Origin of the sequence: Pandoraea bronchicola (assembly GCF_902459805.1) — a bacterium.
Taxonomy (GTDB): Bacteria; Pseudomonadota; Gammaproteobacteria; order Burkholderiales; family Burkholderiaceae; genus Pandoraea; species Pandoraea bronchicola.
Window position 1 is genome coordinate 84,987 of sequence record NZ_CABPST010000008.1, and the last position, 16,802, is coordinate 101,788.

General features: G+C 60.3%; 13 protein-coding genes and 2 pseudogenes. 14 read left to right on the forward strand and 1 reads right to left on the reverse strand.

What is annotated here, in order from left to right; genetic code table 11:
* Positions 1–773: 773 nt before the first annotated feature.
* From kdpF to PBR20603_RS15610, 7 genes are all read left to right on the forward strand, one after another.
* Positions 774–863: a K(+)-transporting ATPase subunit F gene (gene kdpF / locus PBR20603_RS24610; protein WP_150560425.1), complete on the forward strand. Its 90-nt coding sequence runs from the start codon at positions 774–776 to the stop codon at positions 861–863.
* A gap of 140 nt (positions 864–1,003) precedes the next feature.
* Complete coding sequence (gene kdpA, locus PBR20603_RS15585) at positions 1,004–2,707, forward strand: potassium-transporting ATPase subunit KdpA (protein ID WP_150560426.1); 1,704 nt, start codon at positions 1,004–1,006, stop codon at positions 2,705–2,707.
* An 11-nt stretch (positions 2,708–2,718) separates the two neighbouring features.
* A complete protein-coding gene (kdpC, locus tag PBR20603_RS15590) occupies positions 2,719–3,393 on the forward strand; it encodes a potassium-transporting ATPase subunit KdpC (protein ID WP_150560427.1) in 675 nt (224 codons plus the stop codon).
* Between the two features lie 14 nt (positions 3,394–3,407).
* Positions 3,408–5,489, forward strand: a complete 2,082-nt coding sequence (gene kdpB, locus PBR20603_RS15595; RefSeq protein ID WP_150560428.1) for a potassium-transporting ATPase subunit KdpB — start codon at positions 3,408–3,410, stop codon at positions 5,487–5,489.
* Between the two features lie 41 nt (positions 5,490–5,530).
* A complete protein-coding gene (locus tag PBR20603_RS15600) occupies positions 5,531–8,194 on the forward strand; it encodes a sensor histidine kinase (protein WP_150560429.1) in 2,664 nt (887 codons plus the stop codon).
* Positions 8,191–8,943: a response regulator gene (locus tag PBR20603_RS15605; RefSeq protein WP_150560430.1), complete on the forward strand. Its 753-nt coding sequence runs from the start codon at positions 8,191–8,193 to the stop codon at positions 8,941–8,943. Before PBR20603_RS15600 ends, PBR20603_RS15605 begins: the two co-directional genes overlap by 4 nt.
* A 128-nt stretch (positions 8,944–9,071) precedes the next feature.
* Positions 9,072–10,301: a porin gene (locus PBR20603_RS15610; RefSeq protein ID WP_150560431.1), complete on the forward strand. Its 1,230-nt coding sequence runs from the start codon at positions 9,072–9,074 to the stop codon at positions 10,299–10,301.
* Between the two features lie 266 nt (positions 10,302–10,567).
* Here PBR20603_RS15610 and PBR20603_RS24175 read toward each other — a convergent pair whose 3' ends face one another.
* On the reverse strand, positions 10,568–10,765 hold the full coding sequence (locus PBR20603_RS24175) for a hypothetical protein (protein ID WP_174977933.1): 198 nt from the start codon (positions 10,763–10,765) through the stop codon (positions 10,568–10,570).
* Between PBR20603_RS24175 and PBR20603_RS15615 the strand changes: the two are divergent.
* The 7 genes and pseudogenes from PBR20603_RS15615 to PBR20603_RS15645 all read left to right on the forward strand — a co-directional run.
* A pseudogene (locus tag PBR20603_RS15615) lies at positions 10,743–11,087 on the forward strand (LysR substrate-binding domain-containing protein); the annotation flags it as partial. The gene PBR20603_RS24175 and the pseudogene PBR20603_RS15615 sit on opposite strands and share 23 nt — an antisense overlap.
* A gap of 253 nt (positions 11,088–11,340) precedes the next feature.
* Complete coding sequence (locus PBR20603_RS15620) at positions 11,341–11,520, forward strand: DUF3311 domain-containing protein (protein ID WP_150560432.1); 180 nt, start codon at positions 11,341–11,343, stop codon at positions 11,518–11,520.
* Positions 11,521–13,016: pseudogene (mctP, locus tag PBR20603_RS15625) on the forward strand (monocarboxylate uptake permease MctP).
* A gap of 353 nt (positions 13,017–13,369) precedes the next feature.
* Positions 13,370–14,299 carry a fumarylacetoacetate hydrolase family protein gene (locus PBR20603_RS15630; protein ID WP_150560433.1) on the forward strand — a complete coding sequence of 310 codons (930 nt, stop codon included), beginning with the start codon at positions 13,370–13,372 and terminating at the stop codon, positions 14,297–14,299.
* Positions 14,300–14,362: 63 nt separating this feature from the next.
* A complete protein-coding gene (locus PBR20603_RS15635; RefSeq protein WP_150560434.1) occupies positions 14,363–15,358 on the forward strand; it encodes an ABC transporter substrate-binding protein in 996 nt (331 codons plus the stop codon).
* Positions 15,359–15,463: 105 nt separating this feature from the next.
* Positions 15,464–15,865 (forward strand): VOC family protein, encoded by a 402-nt coding sequence (locus PBR20603_RS15640; RefSeq protein ID WP_042116895.1) that lies wholly within the window; start codon positions 15,464–15,466, stop codon positions 15,863–15,865.
* Positions 15,862–16,737, forward strand: a complete 876-nt coding sequence (locus PBR20603_RS15645) for an ABC transporter ATP-binding protein (RefSeq protein WP_246174736.1) — start codon at positions 15,862–15,864, stop codon at positions 16,735–16,737. Before PBR20603_RS15640 ends, PBR20603_RS15645 begins: the two co-directional genes overlap by 4 nt.
* The last annotated feature ends 65 nt before the right edge of the window (positions 16,738–16,802 follow it).

Here is a 16,802-nt window from a genome sequence, read left to right on the forward strand (position 1 = left end):
CTAAACAAGCGGGCATTTTTTTGTCTGTACCGTTCGAATGTTAGACGGCTGTCTAATATTTCCCCGCCTATGACGTTTTCTTCGTCATGCGATTGGGTCCCATCCCACCACACCGCGTCAATGATGCGACTTCACGTAGATCTCGGTCGTCGTCACGCTTTCCTGGCTGCACAGCACCTCAATACGCTCTAGCGGCACGCATGCCATCCATTGATGAGTCAGGCCTCGTCGTTTTTCCAGTTTCGGCCGTCGACAGCGAGAGCTTGAAGATGTGCTCCCGTGTTCCGGCCGCAACGCGGCACGACCATGTTTCGTGCCACCTGGCGCCGTCCGGGGCTAGCCAAAAATCAAGCAGACTGATGAGGAGCGGCAAGCGATCGTCTTTGTCGAAAAAAACATATAGGAATCCTACCTTTAGGAGAGGCCGACAACGATGGTATTCAACGCACATGTCAGAAATTTAAGAACACCATTTCATGGAAAAACTAAATACGCGAAAAGAAATGCGTGCCATCTAGACGCACAGCCGGAAGCGGCGCAAGGGTCAAGGGGCGCGGCGCACTCGAGCGAAATTTATATGCCGGATTTATATCGGTGCTCCGGAATAGACTCCGGCATTTACGGCGTCCTACCTAAAATCTCTGGACCGAATCGAAAGATCCGAAAGAGGTCGGGGTTGTGAATCGGCGTTGAGTCGATACGCAGATCGGCGCATCGCTGAGCAGAGCCCGAGGCCTGTGTCATCTGTCAATTTAAATAAGGAAAAGCATTGAATGACATTTATCGACCTTCTGTCCAGCGCAGCTTCGATGGCTCTTTTTGCGTATTTATTCTTCGCTCTGATTAATCCCGAAAGATTTTGATTGCAAGGCAATCGAAATTCCACAAACCAGCACGGGGTGGCGCCTATGGGTGACTTGATTTTTGTAATTTTAACGCTCGTCTTCTTCACACTGACGGCCGGCTTTATCGTCGGTTTGGATAGGATTTGATAGGTCAAAACATGTTTGACGATATCACTCAATTTGCGATCGTCCTCGCGATCATGGCCGGATTGGTCACGATTCTGGGAAAGTGGATGACGCACATGTTCACTAGCCCGAAACACAATATTCTGGAACGCGGCACCTACCGGATTCTCGGCGTCGATCCGCAAGAAAAGATGTCGTGGAAGCGGTACGGGATGGTGCTTCTCATCAGCAACGCGGCCATGATGCTTCTCGGCTACCTTCTGTTGCGAGTTCAGGATCTGCTGCCGGGAGACCCGCTCGCGCGTGCCGCGCAAACGCCCGATCTGGCGTTCAATACGGCGGCCTCGTTCATGACGAACACGAACTGGCAGGCGTACTCGGGCGAGTCCAGCCTGTCGAATCTCTCGCAAATGATCGTCGTCACGTTCCTAATGAGCGTGAGCGCTACGACGGGACTCGCCGCTGCTGCGGGGTTCATTCGCGGTCTCAGCCGAAAGAATGCGGGAGACATCGGTAACTATTGGGTGGACTTTACGCGCTGCCTGTATCGCCTGCTGATGCCGCTTTGCTTTGCGATGGCACTGGTCTATGTCTGGCAAGGCATGCCGCAAACACTCGGTGCCGACGCCGTAGTCACTACCCTTGAAGGTGCAAAGCAGCAGATCATTCTTGGGCCGGTGGCATCGTTTGAAACGATCAAGCACATCGGGACCAACGGCGGTGGCTTCTTTGGCATGAACGCGGCACATCCGTTCGAAAATCCGACACCGCTCACCAATACGCTTCACATCCTGAGCATGCTGCTCATCCCGTCGTCGTTGACGTACGTGTTTGGCTCGATGTTGTTGCGCCGTCGTCAGGGGTGGGCATTCCTGGGCGCTTTCCTGGTCATGTTCCTCGGATTCCTCGCGCTCGTTTATTCGGCTGAGCGCGGCGGGAATGACCTGATGAACCCGATGGGCATCGATCAGCAGCAGGCGCAAACGCAGAGCGGCGGAAATCTGGAGGGCAAGGAGCTGCGCTTCGGCGTTGCGCAAACCAGTCTGTTCGTGACGACGACGACGGCCGCAACGACGGGATCGGTCGACGCAATGCACTCGTCACTCACGCCCCTGGGCGGCCTCGTTCCGCTTGCCCAGATGATGCTCAACAACGTGTTCGGCGGGATCGGGGTCGGCTTCATCAACCTGATTACGTTCGCCATTCTGACCGTGTTCCTGGTGGGCATGATGATCGGGCGAACACCGGAGTTTCTGGGCAAGAAAATCGAAGCACGCGAGATGAAGTACGTGATGCTCGCCATTCTCGCGCATCCGTTCAGCATTCTCGGTTTCACCGCCATCGCTTGCCTGATGCCCTCGACGATGGGCAGCTTGTCGAACATGGGGCCGCACGGATTCAGCGAAGTGCTGTACGCCTATACCTCCGGAACGGCGAATAACGGATCCGCATTTGCCGGTCTGAACGCGAACACACCGTTCTTCAACACCACAATCGGTCTGGCCATGCTCATCGGCCGCTACCTCACGATGTTGCCGATGCTCGCCGTTGCTGGCGTGATGGCGGCAAAGCGTGCGGTTCCCGAAGGCCCGGGCACGCTCTCCACGGCAACGCCGTTGTTTACCGGGTTGCTTGTGTTCGTCGTCGTCATTGTCGGCGGACTGACTTTCCTGCCAGCGCTGGCGCTGGGGCCGATCGTCGAGCATCTGTCGATGCTCTCGGGCATTACGTTCTGAGGACTGCCATCATGAAACATTCAGTCAATGGTCTGGAGACGGTGGCCGTTTCCCCGTTCAAAGGGATCGCCCGGCCGGTGCTGATTTCGTCGGTGCTGTTCATGCTTGTGACGGGGGTGATTTATCCGCTCGCCACGACGGGGGCGGCAAACGCGCTGTTCCCGGCGCAGGCGCGGGGCAGCCTGATCGAGGCCGGCGGACATGTCGTCGGTTCGCGCATGATCGGGCAGTACTTTACCCAGCCGCAGTATTTCCACGGCCGCCCGAGTGTGACCTCGGAGCCGGATCCGCTCGATCCGTCGAAGTCGGTCGATCGTCCGTATAACGCGGCAATGAGCGGTGCCAGCAACCAGGGCGTCGCCAGCAAAAAACTGCTCGACGCCGTGGCGCAACGCGCCAGGGAATACCGCCAGGAGAATGGCCTCGGGGCAGACGCCAAAGTTCCGGTCGATGCCGTCACGGCGTCGGCATCCGGACTCGACCCGCATATCTCTGTCGAAAACGCCCGGATTCAGGCTGCCCGCGTGGCCCATGCACGGGGGCTGACACTGCAAAGTGTGCTCTCGAGCGTTGAGCGCCATACGGCAGGGCGTCAACTCGGTGTGTTCGGCGAGCCGCGCGTCAATGTTCTCGAACTCAATCTTGCGTTAGACGCGGCCGCCAAGCGCCAGTCTTCCGCGCAATAAGAACGGGTGTAGTTATGTCGCATGCAAAAGTGGGTGTTTCTGACGAGACGACGTTGGGGCGCAACCCCAAGGACGTTCCGTGGAGCTGGGTCGCAGCAGAGGCGTTTCGCAAGCTCTCTCCGAAAGTCCAGATGAAGAATCCGGTGATGTTCGTCGTATATCTCGGCAGCATCCTGGCAACGCTGCTCGGCGCTCAGGCGCTGATCGAGCGCACAGGCGAGTCGGCGAGCTTCATTTTTACCGTGGCCGCCTGGCTCTGGTTCACGGTTCTCTTCGCGAACGCCGCAGAGGCGCTGGCCGAGGGGCGGGGCAAGGCGCACGCGATTGCGCTGCGGGCGACGCGCCGAACGGTCATTGCGCGAGCGCTGAAGACGCCGAGCCTCGATAGCGAAAGCTGGCCGGTGCCCAGCGACGAGCTGCCCGTGGGCGCTTACGTGTTGGTCAATGCCGGTGACATCATCCCTGCCGATGGCGAGGTGGTGAGCGGCGCGGCCTCGGTCGACGAGTCTGCGATCACGGGCGAATCCGCGCCGGTCATTCGTGAGTCCGGCGGGGACTTCTGTTCGGTGACCGGCGGCACGCGGGTGCTTTCCGACTGGATCATCGTGCGCGTCACGTCCAAACCCGGCGAGGCGTTTCTGGATCGCATGATCGCCATGGTCGAAGGCGCGAAGCGGGGAAAAACGCCCAACGAGGTAGCGCTGACGATTCTGCTGGTCGCATTGAGCCTGATCTTCCTGCTCGTGTGCGTGACGCTGCTTCCCTTCTCGAGCTTTAGCGTGCTGGTGAACGGCGCGGGGCGCAGCGTCAGTATTACGGTACTGATTGCGCTGCTCGTTTGCCTGATTCCGACCACTATCGGCGCGTTGCTCTCGGCAGTCGGCATCGCCGGGATGAGCCGCATGATGAGCGCCAACGTGCTGGCGACTTCCGGCCGCGCCATCGAAGCCGCAGGCGACGTCGACGTGTTGCTGCTGGACAAGACGGGGACGATTACCCTGGGCAATCGTGAGGCAACGAAATTTCATCCGGCGCCGGCGGTTGACGAGAAGACGCTGGCCGAGGCCACGCAACTGGCATCGCTCTCGGACGAAACCCCGGAAGGCCGCTCGATCGTGGTTCTCGCCAAGCATGCGTTTGGCATTCGCGGCAGAGAAGTCCTGGACGCAGTGCCCATCGCCTTTAGCGCACGCACACGGATGAGCGGCATCGACGTCGGTGGACGCCAGATCCGCAAGGGCGCCGCGTCTGCGATTCGATCGCACGTCGAGCAACTGGGCGGTGTGTTCCCGGCGGCGGTGAATGTCATTGTCGATGAGATTTCGCGGCGCGGCAGCACCCCGCTCGTGGTGGCCGACGGGACAAAGGTGCTTGGCGTTGTGGAGCTCAAGGACATCATCAAGGGCGGCATCAAGGAGCGTTTTGCCGAACTGCGCGGTATGGGCATCAAGACGGTGATGATCACCGGCGATAACAAGCTCACCGCAGCGACGATTGCCGCTGAGGCTGGCGTCGACGATTACCTCGCGGAAGCCACGCCCGAAGACAAGTTGCAGTTGATCCGCGACTATCAGGCCGAGGGCCGGCTGGTGGCGATGACGGGGGACGGGACCAACGATGCGCCGGCGCTGGCGCAGGCCGATGTGGCCGTGGCCATGAATAGCGGTACCCAGGCGGCCAAAGAGGCCGGTAACATGGTCGACCTCGACAGCAATCCCACTAAACTGCTGCGCGTGGTCGAGGTGGGCAAGCAAATGATCATGACGCGCGGGGCGTTGACGACATTCAGCGTCGCCAACGATCTGGCAAAGTACTTTGCGATCATTCCGGCGGCGTTTGTGGCAACTTATCCGGCACTCGCGGCGCTCAATATCATGGGGCTGCACAGCCCGAGTTCCGCGATTCTCTCCGCCGTGATATTCAACGCGCTGATCATCGTTGCCCTGATCCCGCTGGCATTACGCGGCGTGAAGTATCGTGCCGAACCGGCCGACAAGCTTCTCAAGCGGAATCTGTGGATCTACGGGTTGGGCGGCATTGTCACGCCATTTATCGGCATCAAGATGATCGACCTCGCGTTGACACCGTTCTTTTGATTTTTTAGGCAGTCGATTGCCGATTTTTTCAACGTTGACTTATGGCAGATGAGCGCCTGGATCCCGACGAGCTTCTGAGCATTGTGGGAGACGATCCGCACAGACCCGCTCGCGGCCAGCTGAAGATATTCTTCGGCGCCTGTGCGGGCGTCGGCAAGACTTACGCGATGCTTCAGGCTGCGCACCAGATGCAGCGCAGTGGCGTGGCCGTCGGGATCGGGGTGGTCGAGACACACGGACGCAACGAGACCGAGGCGCTCACCCACGGCCTCACCGTTTTGCCGCGCAGATGCCAGACCGTCAATGGACGTCTGGCGACCGAGTTCGATCTGGATGCCGCGCTGGCATCCGAATTGCAATTGGTGATTGTCGACGAGCTTGCGCATTCGAACCTCTCGGGCAGCCGCCACGCGAAACGGTGGCAGGATATCGAGGAATTGCTGGACGCCGGCATCGACGTGTACACCGCGTTGAACGTCCAGCATCTCGAGAGCCTGAACGATATCGTCAGTGGGATTGTCGGGGTTCGCGTGCGCGAAACCGTCCCGGACCGCGTCTTCGATCTGGCGGCCGAGGTCATTCTGGTCGATTTGCCCACCGACGACCTGTTGTCGAGGTTGAGTGCCGGAAAGGTCTACCTTCCCCCTTCGGCTGCGCAGGCGAAAGAGAACTTCTTCCGGCGGGGAAACCTGATTGCGCTGCGCGAGCTGGCACTGCGCCGGGTCGCCGACCGGGTCAATGCGGACGTCAGGTCGTACCGGATATCGAATGCGATTCGCAAGGTCTGGCGCACGCGAGAGATGCTGATGGTATGCGTGGGCGCAGATGCCTCGCATGACGCGCTGATTCGCGAGGGTGCCAGACTGGCGAAACACATGCAGACCCCATGGATCGTTCTGCATGTCGACCTGCCGCGCGAGAGCAACGACGCGAAAGCACAGGGTGTGCTGCTGCATCTGGCCGATTGCGCCAAGCGCCTGGGCGGGGAGTTCTGCAGCATTCCTGCTCAGGATACGGTGCAGGCCATTCTGAACTATTCGAAGCGGCGCAACGTTACCAAACTGATCTTGGGAAACCGGGTCTCGCGCGCCCGGTTTCTTTTCAAGCCACGTTTGACGGAGCGTGTCGCGCGGTCGAATCCCGAGATCGACCTGCTGCTGATCAACGTTGCCGATGACCCGACGCAGCGAGCGCGCCTGACGTTAGGCGGACATGCCAATCTCGCGACGTCGGTCGGTATCGCGACGGGCGTTTGTGTCATCACGACGTTGATCGCGAGCGGGCTGCTTCGCGTGTTCGATCTGTCGAATGTCGTGATGCTGTTCCTGATCGCCGTTGTTCTCGTCGCGCTGCGGCTGGGGCGGATTGCCGGGGTGTGGGCATCGGTCGTGGCAGTCGCCTCATTCGATTATTTCTTTGTCGAGCCGACGTTTTCCTTCGCAGTGACCGACACGCAGTATCTGTTCTCGTTCGGCTTGATGCTGGCCGTGGCGCTGATTGTCGGGCAACTGACTGCCAAGTTGCGCGCGGAGGCGCGCATCGCTCGGGACGGCGAGCGCAATGCGTCCGCGCTGGTGCGTGTGACTCGGGATCTCGCGGGGGCGATCGCACTGGAGCAGATTGTCGAGGTGTGCCGGGAGACCATCCAGCCGCTCTTCGAGACGGAAGTTGCGCTGATCGTCCCGGACGCCGGGGGGCATCTGGTGGCCACGTGCGAGGCGCCGTTCGTGGATCTTTCGGTAGCGCAGTGGTCCTTCGACCATGACGAAGAGTCGGGGCATGGAACGCAGACGTTGAATGCGGCATCGGCGCTGTACTTGCCGTTGAAGGGGCCAATGGCCCCGCGGGGTGTGCTCGCGGTGCTTCCCAATGTCGGCACGGTAGCGAGCGCGGCCAATAGCCGGCGGCTGCTCGGTGCCTGTTGTGCGGCGATTGGGCAAGCACTGGAACGGATTCACTTCGTTGAGGTGGCTCAGGACACAATCGTCCGGATCGAGGGAGAGAAAATGCGCAATACGCTGCTGTCTGCGGTTTCGCACGATCTGAAGACACCGCTTACCGCCATTCGCGGGCTGGCGGAAACGCTCGAGCATCCTGAGGGCATGGCCGAGTCGGATCGCATCGATCTGGCGAGGTCAATTCGTGTCGAGTCGGACGAGCTTCGCAGATTGGTTGCGAACCTGCTCGATCTGGCCCGCATGCAGAGCGAGGGCGTCAACCTCCAGAAGGACTGGCATCCACTGAGTGAGATTCTCGGTAGCGCACTTGCTCGCTCGGCAGGGGGGCTGCGGCCCAGAACCGTGGAGATGGACCTGTTGTCGGAGGTCTTGCTCGTTCACGTCGATGCGCTGCTTATGGAGCGCGTCATCATCAACATTTTCGATAACGCGGCAAAATACACGCCGCCCGGCACCCGGATGGCGGTGCGCGCCCGTCTGTCCGGGGAGTCGATACATATTGCCATCGAAGACGACGGACCGGGCTTGCCGCCGGGAGACCCCGAGCGGCTATTTGAATCCTTCGCACGAGGCAAGGAAGAATCGTCGATTGCTGGCGTGGGACTGGGGTTGGCGTTGTGCCGCAGAATTGTCTGCGCACACGGCGGAACCATCTCGGCGCGCTCACGCCTGCCTTGTGGGTCGACTTTCGAGATCGTGCTCCCTTATCACGTCCCACCCTGCACCGATTGCGAGACTGTCGAATGATGCGTTGGAAAATACTTATCGTCGAAGACGAAGCCAATATTCGCCGATTCGTGCGTATCGCGCTGGAGCGGGAGGGGATGGCGGTCTTCGAGGCCTCGAGCGTTAAAGAAGCGCGTCAGGACGCGGCGACGCGACGTCCGGATCTGATCATCGTCGACCTGGGGCTTCCCGACGGCGACGGCAAGGAACTGGTCAGAGAATTGCGGGGATGGATCTCGTCGCCGATTCTGGTGTTATCGGCACGCGAGCGGGAGGATGAGAAGGTCAAGTCGCTCGATGCCGGGGCAGACGACTATCTGGTCAAGCCATTTGGCGTGCCTGAGCTTGTGGCGCGAATTCGCGCGTTGTTGCGCAGGACGCAGAACATTACCGGCGCGGAAGTCGCGTCCCGCCATGTGAGGTTCGGCGATGTCTGCGTAGATCTGGCAACGCATGAAGTGACGCGTGGCGGCCAGATCGTCCATCTGACGCCGATCCAGTACCGGTTACTCGCCACGTTGATTCGCGGCCATGGACGGGTCATCACTTACAAGCAACTGCTGCACGAGATATGGGGCGCCGCGTATGAAGATCGCGCACACTATCCGCGCGTTTATATGATGCAGTTAAGGCAAAAACTCGAGGAGGACTTCTCTCAGCCGAAGTATCTGAAAACGGAGCTACAGGTCGGATACCGGCTCACCGGATTGACCATCTTGCGTGCTGATAGCGTTGGCGGCGATGTCGTCGGTGACGCGACATCTCAATAGTGGCCGGTGCACAGGCCACTTCAAAATTGAATTCGGAATTTATGTGGCGGGTCATCGTATAAACACGGAATGGATGCGTCCAGGCATATCGTGTTGTCGGCACTATGGCTGACAAATGGAACGCATCAATGACGCAATATTCGAACGATTCAAAAGCACGTAAAGAAGCGGCGCTGCCTGCTCAATCGAAGAAAATTCCGCAGGTATTGGCAGGCTGTGCAGCGCTGCTGGCCGCTGGCGCGGTGTGGGGCGAAGCGCTACCTGCACCGGCATTCTCCGGGGTCCTCCGGCCGATCGAGGATCCGATCTCGGTCGACGCCGGGCCGTTGGGTTCGGTGTACATATCGGGGCAGGTCTCTGCGTTGGGGATTTTTCAGAACAACACGGTGAACGCACCGGGCACCGGTAATCGCTCGTCCAGGTTCGACATCGGCAATGCCCAACTGGAAGTGCAAACGACGGAAGGCCCTCTCCAGTTCTATCTTCAGGCCGGCACCTACGCGTTGCCTTCGCTCGGGAACCCGTACGTCCAGTCGAGCAAAGCCGTCGACCAACTCTACGGGCCTCTGCCCGTGGCCTATGCGAAGGTGGTCGTCAGTCCCGAATTGAATGTCATGGTGGGCGCGCTTCCCACGCTGATCGGCGCGGAGTCGACCTTTACGTTTCAGAATGTGAACATTCAAAGAGGCTTGCTCTGGAACCAGGAGCCGGCTATCAGCCGCGGCGTTCAGGTGAGCTATGCGAGCGGGCCGGTTAGCGCGTCGCTGTCATTGAACGACGGCTATTATTCGAACAAGTACAACTGGGTCTCGGGGAGTCTTTCCTACGCGATCGATACGTCAAACTCGGTGTCATTTGTTGGCGGCGGGAGCTTTTCGCGCAATGCCGAGTCGTCGAGTGTCACGCCGCTGGCGCAAAACAATGGCTATATCGTCAACCTGATTTATACGCACAGTGCAGGGGCACTCTCGCTCACCCCCTATTTCCAATACAGTCGCGTGGGCAGCCACCCGGCAATCGGGCTCGATCGCAGCGCGGAGACGTTTGGCGGCGCACTGCTCGTCAAATACGACTTCTCCAGCGAGTGGTCGCTCGGCGCGAGAGCGGAGTACATCAAGGCACGGGGTAAGGGGTGTGACGAAGACACGCTCTGCACACCGACCAATCTCCTGTATGGGGCTAACAGCGGAGCGTGGTCGCTAACGCTGACGCCCACATTCCAGACGAAGCGATTCTTTGCGCGTGGCGAGTTGGCCTATGTTCGCATTCAGAAGCCCGGTGTCGACGCGGCGTTCGGCGGGGACGGGACAAGACGAGGCCAGGTGCGAGCCCTCGCCGAAGTCGGATTGCGATTTTAACCGGGTGGCGTACCGCCACGATCAGATGGCCATTTTGCAGGGGGAGGTCTGAGAATTGCCGACGTCGGGACGAACCTCGAGGGGTTATCCGACGTTGGCAGTGCGGGGAAGTGGTGGGCAAGGCATTGAGCGGCGTCGCAGTTCGGAGCACCGGTGAGCCGCGCTAAAAGGGGGCGGGCGGCATTAGCGGCTTTGACTGCGAATTGTGACAGGCACAGGTCGCGGGTTTGAACCCATTTCCGCAACTCTATTGCCATCATTGATATTCATTCAATAGCGACGCCAATTCTCACAATCGGGTGCCGTGCGACAGAATAAGGGCAAGATTTTCCCGCATAGGCCGAATCGTGCACTTCAATCACGCCACCATCGTGACCAGCGACATCGATGGCATACGTCGATTTTTCAATGAGGTTGTCGGCCTCGATGCCGGACCGAGACCGCCGTTTAGCGTGGATGCTCACGGATCTCGCAAGCGAGCCGTTGGTGCTCACCGCCCGTGGCACCAGCGTGCGGGCGGTCGTTGACGGCGCGTTTGCGCGAGCCAGCTGCACGCCGGAAATTGCCTGTGAGCCGACCTACATGATGACGGCTGTGGCTATGGTCCGCGCGGGACTTGGGGTGACAATCCTGCCGGCGTCTGCGCGAGAGGTCAGGGCGGAACCCGAGTTGCAGGTGCGTCCCATCGATCACGGCGAGTGCTTGCGGCCCATCGCGTTGATAAAGAAGCGTGGCAGGTCATTGCCGCCCGTCACGCAAACATTCGTGTCTCTTTTTGCTCGAAAGACTGTCGTCATCGAACGACGGTTGATACCCCATCCTCGCATCGATCCACTGCATGTTTGCCGCACGAATGCTCGGCAAATACGACGCGATCCGGTCATCCGTTTCAATACGCACAACACCTCGAAAACGCTTCCGAGCGCCGCCGTTCGGGGCTTTCGAGCGTGCCCGGCAGAACCTGCGCCGATGGACTAGAGTGCAAATCAGTGGCGAGTCAATGCGCATCGATCCAAGGAAAACGAGGAGAGACAGTCAAATGCGGTTACTGCTATTGCTGCCGTTCATCGGCTTGTTGTGGATCCCGTTCTACAACCGGGAATTGCCATCGCTTTGGGGTTTTCCGTTCTTCTACTGGTACCAGTTTGCCTGGGTGCCTCTGACGTCGTTGCTGATCTGGATCGTGTTTCGCGACGGTCTGAAGAAAGGGGAGGAGTAAATGGACGCCTCCGGCATCAACTGGACCGCGCTGACGGTCTTCGTGTTCTTCTTTGCCCTCGTGACCGTCATGGGATTCTGGGCCTCGCGATGGATGACGGGCGCCTCACCCAAGGGCGCCAACCTCAATGAGTGGGGGCTGGGCGGCCGTAACTTCGGGACCTGGATTACCTGGTTCCTCGTCGGCGGAGACTTCTACACGGCGTACACGGTGATTGCCGTGCCGGCACTGGTCTACGCCGTTGGCGCCTACGGCTTCTTCGCGCTGCCGTACACGATTCTCGTCTACCCGATCGTCTTCCTGATCATGCCCAAGCTGTGGCATGCGGCGCACAAGGCCGGACACGTCACGGCCGCCGATGTCGTATTCGGGCGTTATCAGTCGCGGCCGCTCGAGTTCGCGATTGCGCTCACGGGCGTTGTGGCGACGATGCCTTACATCGCCCTGCAACTGATCGGCATGGAAGGGTGATCAAGGCGCTCGGTCTGACGGGCGAGTTGCCGCTGCTGGCGGCGTTCGTCATTCTCGCGCTCTACACATACTCTGCGGGCTTGCGCGCGCCGGCGCTGATCGCGTTCGTCAAGGATCTGATGATTTACATCGTCGTGCTCGTCGCTGTGATCGTGGTGCCGGCCAAGCTGGGCGGTTACGGTGCGGTGTTCGATACGGCACGTGATGTCTTTGCCAAGAAGGGCGGGGCGACGGGGTTGACGCTCAAGCCAGCGCAGTTCCTGCCGTTCGCCACGCTGGCGCTCGGTTCGGCATTGGCGGCGTTTATGTATCCGCACACGCTGACGGGCGTTTTTGCAGCAAAGAACGCAAACACGATTCGAAAGAACGCCGTGTTCCTGCCCGCCTATACCGTGCTGCTCGGCCTGATTGCGTTGCTTGGCTTAATGGCCTACGCGGCCGGTGTGAAGGTGCAGACCAACAACGACGTCGTACCCGCGCTGTTCAATGGACTGTTTCCGAGCTGGTTCACCGGCTTCGCGTTTGCCGCGATTGCGATCGGCGCGTTGGTGCCGGCTGCCGTGATGTCCATCGGTGCATCCAATCTGTTCACGCGCAATTTTTGGAAGCCTTACGTCAACCCGAACATTTCCCATGAAGGCGAGGCGAAGGTTGCCAAGATCGTTTCGCTGATTGTGAAGCTCGGTGCGCTGGTGTTTATTCTGTTCCTGCCGACTCAGTTCGCGTTGGATCTGCAACTGCTGGGCGGTGTCTGGATCCTGCAGACGTTCCCGGCGCTCGTCTTCGGCTTGTTCGTGAGCTGGTTTGGTGCGCGTGCGCTGCTGTGCGGATGGGCTGTGGGTATCGTGTGCGGGAGTTGGCTGGCCTTCTCGGACGGGATCAAGCCGGTTCACACGTTCACGTTGGGGGGGGACAAGATATCCCTCTACACGGGCCTCATTGCATTGGCGGCAAACATCGTCGTTGTGGTGATCGCCAACGTAGTGCTGGGAAGCGGGTCGCGTCCAGCCCTGCGTAACGCCTAAGTCCGTTCAGGTCCAATCACGTCGCGCAACGTTTTGCGCGGCGCCGGGTGCCACACGTCAAGCTGTTGGACGTGTGGCACTTGCCCTCCCGCTTCCCGCCATTCCTCCCCGTTTTCCGCATCGCGCCATGATGAATGCGCGCGCGATGGCTCATTCTTTCTCTCATCTTCGCTTAAATCTGCGTCATTTTTCCGCTTTGCAGCACAAACTGGTGCTTACCCTATGAATGCATAAAATCGTTTACACATATATGTGACGAAACTAATATGCATTCAACCGTTTGGCGTGAGACATCGAACCTCTGGCTTCGATCGCGCACGGCGGTCCGAACAACATCGCGAGGAACGACAAAAATGGTGTGGTATGCATTGGCGAATTACCGGAACGGCCCGACGGAGCGCGCGGCGCTTGTGCTCAGCGGCGAACAACTTTTCGATCTGGCCAACACGGCGCGAGCCGTCTTCGACGGGGCGCTGCCCGCCTGGGCCACGCTGTCGGTCGACGGCTTGATTGCCCAATGGCCGGACGTCTCGCTGGAACTGGATCGATTCGCCGCGAAGGCAGAGGCGAAGCGCAGTGAGATGCGCCCGCTGACGATCGGGGCGAACGACATCCTGCCGCCGGTGCGTCCGCAACGGGTGTTCTGCGCGGCGTCGAATTTCGTCGAGCACGCGAACGAAATGGGGACGGTGCTGGCCGCCAAAGCGGACAGCCAACCCTATGTGTTTCTGAAGCCCAACACGTCAGTGATCGGCCAGAACGACGTTGTGCGCATGCCCGCCGCGTCCACGCAGGTCGATTGGGAGATCGAGCTGGGGGCGGTGATCGGCCAGACGACGCGCAACATCAGCGTCGAGCGCGCCCTCGATTGCGTGGCGGGCTACACGGTTGTGAATGACGTGTCCGCACGCGACCTGAACATGCGCACCGATTTCCCCTTCAAGTTCGACTGGTTCCGCGGCAAGTGCTTCGACACCTTCGCGCCGATCGGTCCGTGGATCGTGCCGGCAAACCAGATTCCCGATCCGCAGGACGTTCACATGCGTCTGAAGGTGAACGAAGACGTGATGCAGAACGGCTCGACCGCCGAGATGATCTTCAATGTGCGTGAGCAGATCGCTTACCTGTCGACGATTCTCACGCTCCAGCCGGGCGATGTGATTGCTACCGGCACTCCCACCGGCGTGGGCATGGGACGCGGCATCTATCTCAAGCCGGGCGATGTGATGGAAGCGCATATCGCTGGCATTGGCACGTTGCGCAATCCGGTCGCTGCCGCATAGACCCGCTGATCGTACGTCCGCAACCTCGTGTGCACTGCAGGAAACGTTCTCACAGGAGACACCATGAAGTGGGGCAAGCGAATTCAGTACTGGGCCGCGTGTGTTGCGGGGGCAGCGTTCACCGCCGGGGCGGCGCACGCCGCTCAGGCGGTGACGTTCAATCTGGCGTGGGTCCCGCAGGGGAGTACGGCGGGCGTGCTTGTGGCGATCGAGAAGGGTTTCTATCGCGACGCCGGGCTCGACGTCACGGCCGTGCGCGGTTACGGCGGCAATCGAACCGTCAACGAGGTGGATCGCGGTGCATTTCAGTTTGGTTACGGTGATCCGGTGAGCGTGTCGCTGAACCGGGCCAACGGCGGCCAGACACGCATGGTGGGCGCGATCAACACGCGTTGGCCGGCCGGGCTGTGCTACGTGGAGGAGAACACCAAGGCCGCGTCGCTGAAGGACCTGGCGGGCAAGCGCCTCGGCGGTGGCGCGGGTTCGCCGGTGCAGAACATTGCGCCCGCTTGGCTCGAAAAGAACAAGTTGCCGCGCGACTATCTCCGTCTCGTGCAGATGGACCCCTCCGTGGTGGACCTGTCACTCATTCAGGGCCGGATCGATCTCGCCGAATGCTGGCGCGGCTCGAACCGTGCGGTGATTCAGAAAGATGCGCGTCAGGCGAAGCTCACCATTCGCGCGATCGAGTATGCCGACTACGGGCTGGACATCTACGGCAACGGCATCGTCACCTCCGACGAACTGATCAGGAAAGACCCCGAGATGGTTCGCAAGTTCGTGCAGGCCACCTATAAGGGCTACGACTACCTTGTGGCGCATCAGAAAGAGACGGTCGACATCATCGCGAAGCAGTACCCCATGCTCGATCGTGACGTACTTGCCCAGCAGGTGTCCGAGACGGCCGATCTGATCGTCGACAAGACCGCATCGAAGAAGCAGCTCGGCTGGATGTCGCCGGAGCGCATGAACAAGACGGCGGCCTTTATCGACAGCGCATTCAAGCTCGGCGGCAAGGTCAGGAGCGAGGACATCTACACAGACGCGTTCGTTGACTGAGTCGTCGATGCGTTCGCGTCAATCGGTTTGCCTCAACTGAAGCATGGCGGCTGGCACGACCGCCGCTTTCCCAGACAACAACGAACTACCGACAGGAGCACAACCATGGCCAAGCTGCGCCACATCGCCCTCGCCGTGCCGAACCCGGCCGAGACCGCGAAATTCTATTGCGAGACGTTCGGCATGACGATTGCAGGGCAGACCGATTCGCCGCTGGCAAGCGGAGTGTATCTAACCGACGGCACCGTGTGCCTCGCCCTGTTGAATTACAAGAACGACGAGTCGGCGGGGCTGGACAAAGGCAAGGACTTTGTCGGGTTTCACCACATCGGCTTCTGGTGCGACGACCTCGATGCACAGTCCGACGCTATTACCCAAAACGGCGGCGAGTTCTTCATGGACCTGCCGATCGACAAGACCTCGCTCTACTACGAGAAAAAATTCCGCGATCCGCTCGGCAACGTGTTCGACATCTCCCATAACGGCTGGGTTGGCGCGCGCAAATGACGCACGCCTCGCCCATTCCTCGCAAGGAGCGCGATGTGTTGACGATGAAGGTGATGAATTCGCCCGTGGCGGAACCGGCGCGCCCGCGCGTGGCGGTGCCCGGCGATTTGCCGGCGGCACCCGCCATTTCGCTGCATCAGGTCGCAAAGACCTTCGAAGGGGCGGGGGTACGTGCGCTCGATCCGCTGTCGCTTGAGGTGCCGCGCGGCGAGTTCGTCGCCGTGCTCGGCCCCAGCGGTTGCGGCAAGAGCACATTGCTGCGACTGATCGGCGGGCTGTATCCGTGCGACGCCCCGGGGGTGGTGCGGGTATTCGGCGACGAGGTCAAAGCCCCGTCCCCGCACGTCGGCATCGTATTCCAGACATACAACCTGCTGCCGTGGTTGAACGTGGTCGCGAACTTGTGCCTGTGTGCGCAGACGCGCGGCATGCCGCGAAAGGTGATCGACGAGCGGGTGCCCGGCATGCTGCAAGTGCTCGGTCTCGCCGACTTCGCCGCTCGCTATCCGCACGAGCTGTCCGGCGGCATGCGACAGCGCGTGGCGCTGGGGCAAGCGCTGATCACGCAGCCGGATCTGCTGCTGCTCGACGAGCCGTTCGGCGCGCTCGACGCCCTGACGCGGGACCGTCTGAACGTAGAGTTGTTGCGGCTATGCCAGGCGAACCGGCAAAGCGTGCTGCTGGTCACGCACAGCATCGACGAAGCCGTGTTCATGGCAGATCGGGTGTTGGTGATGTCGCCTCGACCGGGGCGCGTCGTGCACGACATTCGCATTGATCTGCCGCGCCCGCGCGATCCCAAAGTCACCCGTCTACTCCCCGAGTACGGGCGGCTAGTCACCGAGCTTGGCGAAATCATGGGCGTTGCCTGACGCCGCCGGGCAGATCGGCGGCGCCGAATGACCCAGACAGAGACCGACCACCAGAGAGAGACCCA